Source organism: Cetobacterium sp. ZOR0034 (genome assembly GCF_000799075.1).
In the GTDB taxonomy this organism is placed as follows: domain Bacteria; phylum Fusobacteriota; class Fusobacteriia; order Fusobacteriales; family Fusobacteriaceae; genus Cetobacterium_A.
Map to the genome: position 1 here is coordinate 1 of NZ_JTLI01000086.1, position 3,073 is coordinate 3,073.

The following is a 3,073-nucleotide window of genomic DNA, read 5'->3' on the forward strand; positions in this document are numbered from 1 at the left end:
AGATAGCCTATTTGGACATTTAAAATTTGATAGCTAAGAAGTTAATTTACACTAAATTTGGTATACTCCCAAAAAAAAATAAAACTCCCTTTAAACTAAATAGATTTTGATTTCATCTATCTAGTAAAAAGGGAGTTTTTTTAAAGTATTTATTTTAATAGTTTATTTAATAAAATTTTCTCCTGGTCTTAAAGCAGTTTTATCCACTATCATTTTGTCATCATAATGATAAAATTCAACTTTAAATTCAACAGCTCCTGTTAAAATAACACGATGATATCTCTCAGGATAAATAACTAACGGATGATTTGAATCAACTGTATAAACTTTCTCTTCTTCATCTTCCCAAACATAGTTTAATTCACCTTTTCTTACTACAAGATATCCCAATTTATTTTTAGGTGCCATATGATTTTTTAAAATATCTGGAAATACATTTTCCTCTGTCATAAAAGGTGTCTCTCCAACTTTATCTAAATCTTTTGGTAAAACAGAGTTATCATATAATTTAATATCTTCTTTATTTTTATAGCTATTCTTCATAATTTCCACTCCTTTATCTTTATATACAAAGTATACAATAAAGGTGTCATAACTTCAGTAACATATGTTACTATTTTAAATCTATTTTGAAACTTTCAATTCATAGATAGCTATTGAGTTTGAAATCTCATTTGATGAGATTAATAGTGGCTTTCCTGTAGGTGACTTCTCTGAAGCTACAAATTTTAACCCTTCAATCCCTACATCCCCTTTAACATCTTCAGAGTAATCTCTTCCAGAGAAGAATCCAGCAAACTCAGGTTTTGTAGCATCTGTAATATCAAATGTTACAACTCCTCCAATTCTTTCCAATCCTACAAAAGCAAATGTTCTTCCATCTATTGTTCCAATCTCCACATCTTCTGGCTCTGGACCTTTAGAGTTATTTCTTGAGTATGGCTTTACATTTGTGTTGCTCGAATTGAAATATTCAGGTAGATATTTTTTAGTAATCTCTTCTAACTGATTTCCTGAATCAAATACAAGTTTCACTCCTCCAGCTTCTACTTTAAATATAGAAAATGATCTAGCTCCAAACGAATAAAGTTTATCATACTCGCCTTTTTCATTTAAACCTCTAAACTTACTAATTTTTAAATTTCTCATATCCTCTGTAACTGGTACATTTATTTTTTTACCCGCTTCTAATAATTTTCCTATAGTAGAATCATCTTCCACAAATAATCCTTTACCATAATCTCTGGCGTCTCCCTCATTTGCAGTTATTAAATAAGTACTATTATTTTGATTAAAAACTTTTATTCCATCTGGTTGATACATTCCAAATACATCTGCTGTAACTAAATTTGGACTATTTTTTCCAATTGCAAAACTATTTTCTGGTTTTGAATGGTCTTTTACTCCCATAGATTCAATCCAAACGAATTTTCCAGCCTCGATATCTATTTTTCCAATCGCACTATCCTCTTGGAATGAAACGTATGCAAATTTTCCAGCTTCATCTATTGTGATATATTCTGGCTCTAAAGCCTGACTGTATGTTGGTTTATGTGGAGCAGCTTTAACATATTCGTCTAAATTCGCTTTTAGCTCTCCTTTTATTAGTGCTTCATCTATTTTAACTTCTATAACTCTTCCTTTATCCAAACCTTTCGATAAATCTAGAATAGAAATACTTCCTTCTGGATCAACTTTAAGTCCTTTTCCTGGTTCTCCTTCATTTGCTACAACAACTTTTAAACTGTCAGGGGTTATAGCTAAATTATCTGGTAAAGCTCCAACTTTATAGTGAGCTATATAATCACCTTCTAAACTTGTTATAACTATATATCCTTTTTCTGTTGTTGGATTTAAAGCTACTGATAAAGCCAAGAATTTTCCATTCGGACTAACTTTAATACAAGTCAAATCACTAACTTCCTCAGTTGTCCCTATAAATTTTTGAATATCTACTCTTTTAGAAAGATTGAACTCCTTCTCTTTATTTTTTAACCCATCCACTTTAACAATATCTAAAGATGGTTTTTGAATATCGGTATTAGTTCCATTTGCTACAAATAAAGTATTATTATAAAAGTCAACTATATCGATTGGCCCCCCTGCTCCTATCGGTGCACCTTGGAAATGTCCAACCTTTTCCATTGATATCTGTGCTGAATATGATGTAGCAGCAATTAGTAATGCTCCTATAGCTGTTAAAATTTTCATAACCCCTCCAAAATCTATTTTATAATCTTTTATAATTATCTCATACTAGTGTAAATAAAATATTTTTTTCTTGTTAAAAAATTGTAAATAAAAAAAGGAAACTATTATTCTTATAAGTATAAAATGTCATGAAGTGTTTCCAGTGGAATTTTGCGTAGTTTTAGCAGTGGAAAAAAGTCTCTACACCCCCCCCAGAGACTTTTTTCTTTTTTTTGTACAATCATATAAAATTATTACTCATAAAATTTTAATAAGTATTTCAAAATAAAACGATTGTAATCCTAAAAAACTTGTGATATATTAATAAGTGGGGATATTAAATTTTTAAATAAAAAAAGGCAACTTTATGTTTAAGGTTGCCTTTTTATTTTTTTATTTATTTTTTGCTGCCTCTTCTCCTGCTATTTTTCCAAAAACAGTTATTTCAGCCAAAGCATTTCCACCTAAACGATTGCTTCCATGAAGCCCGCCTGTTACCTCTCCTGCTGCAAATAACCCCGGAATAGGATTTCCTGCTTTATCTAAAACTTGTGTTTTTTCATTGATTTCAATTCCACCCATAGTGTGATGAACTGTTGGAACACGTGGTCCTGCATAGAATGGAGCCTTATCCAATTTATTTGCAAATAGTTTTCTTCCAAATTCATCAGTTTTATTCTCAACAGCAACGTTAAACTTATCTATTGTATCTTTTAATACAACTGGATCAACTTTAATTTTAGTTGCTAGCTCCTCTACTGTTTCACCTTTAAATGCTCTACCTTTTTTTACTAAGTCCTCTATTGTTTATAGCAATAGGTAAGGCTTTGAAGTTATCTCCACCTTTTCCCCTGCTCCACACCGTGCATGCGACTTTCACCGC

At 30.9% G+C, this 3,073-nt stretch carries 3 protein-coding genes; all 3 read right to left on the minus strand.

Annotated features, from left to right (window positions below; translation table 11 throughout):
- Positions 1-162: 162 nt before the first annotated feature.
- Positions 163-543, minus strand: a complete 381-nt coding sequence (locus L992_RS12120) for a DUF1971 domain-containing protein (RefSeq protein WP_047396554.1) — start codon at positions 541-543, stop codon at positions 163-165.
- A gap of 81 nt (positions 544-624) precedes the next feature.
- Positions 625-2,211, minus strand: coding sequence for a choice-of-anchor I family protein (locus tag L992_RS12125; RefSeq protein WP_052193997.1), 1,587 nt, complete (start codon positions 2,209-2,211; stop codon positions 625-627).
- Between the two features lie 372 nt (positions 2,212-2,583).
- Entirely contained in the window at positions 2,584-2,994 is a 411-nt protein-coding gene (locus L992_RS13380) for an FAD-binding protein (RefSeq protein WP_369797085.1), read from the minus strand.
- Positions 2,995-3,073 lie beyond the last annotated feature (79 nt).

Bases quoted from the DNA above. Each gene is read 5' to 3' on its own strand.
- L992_RS12120 (WP_047396554.1), bottom strand. From the start codon at position 543: ATGAAGAATAGCTATAAAAATAAAGAAGATATTAAATTATATGATAAC.
- L992_RS12125 (WP_052193997.1), bottom strand. From the start codon at position 2,211: ATGAAAATTTTAACAGCTATAGGAGCATTACTAATTGCTGCTACATCA.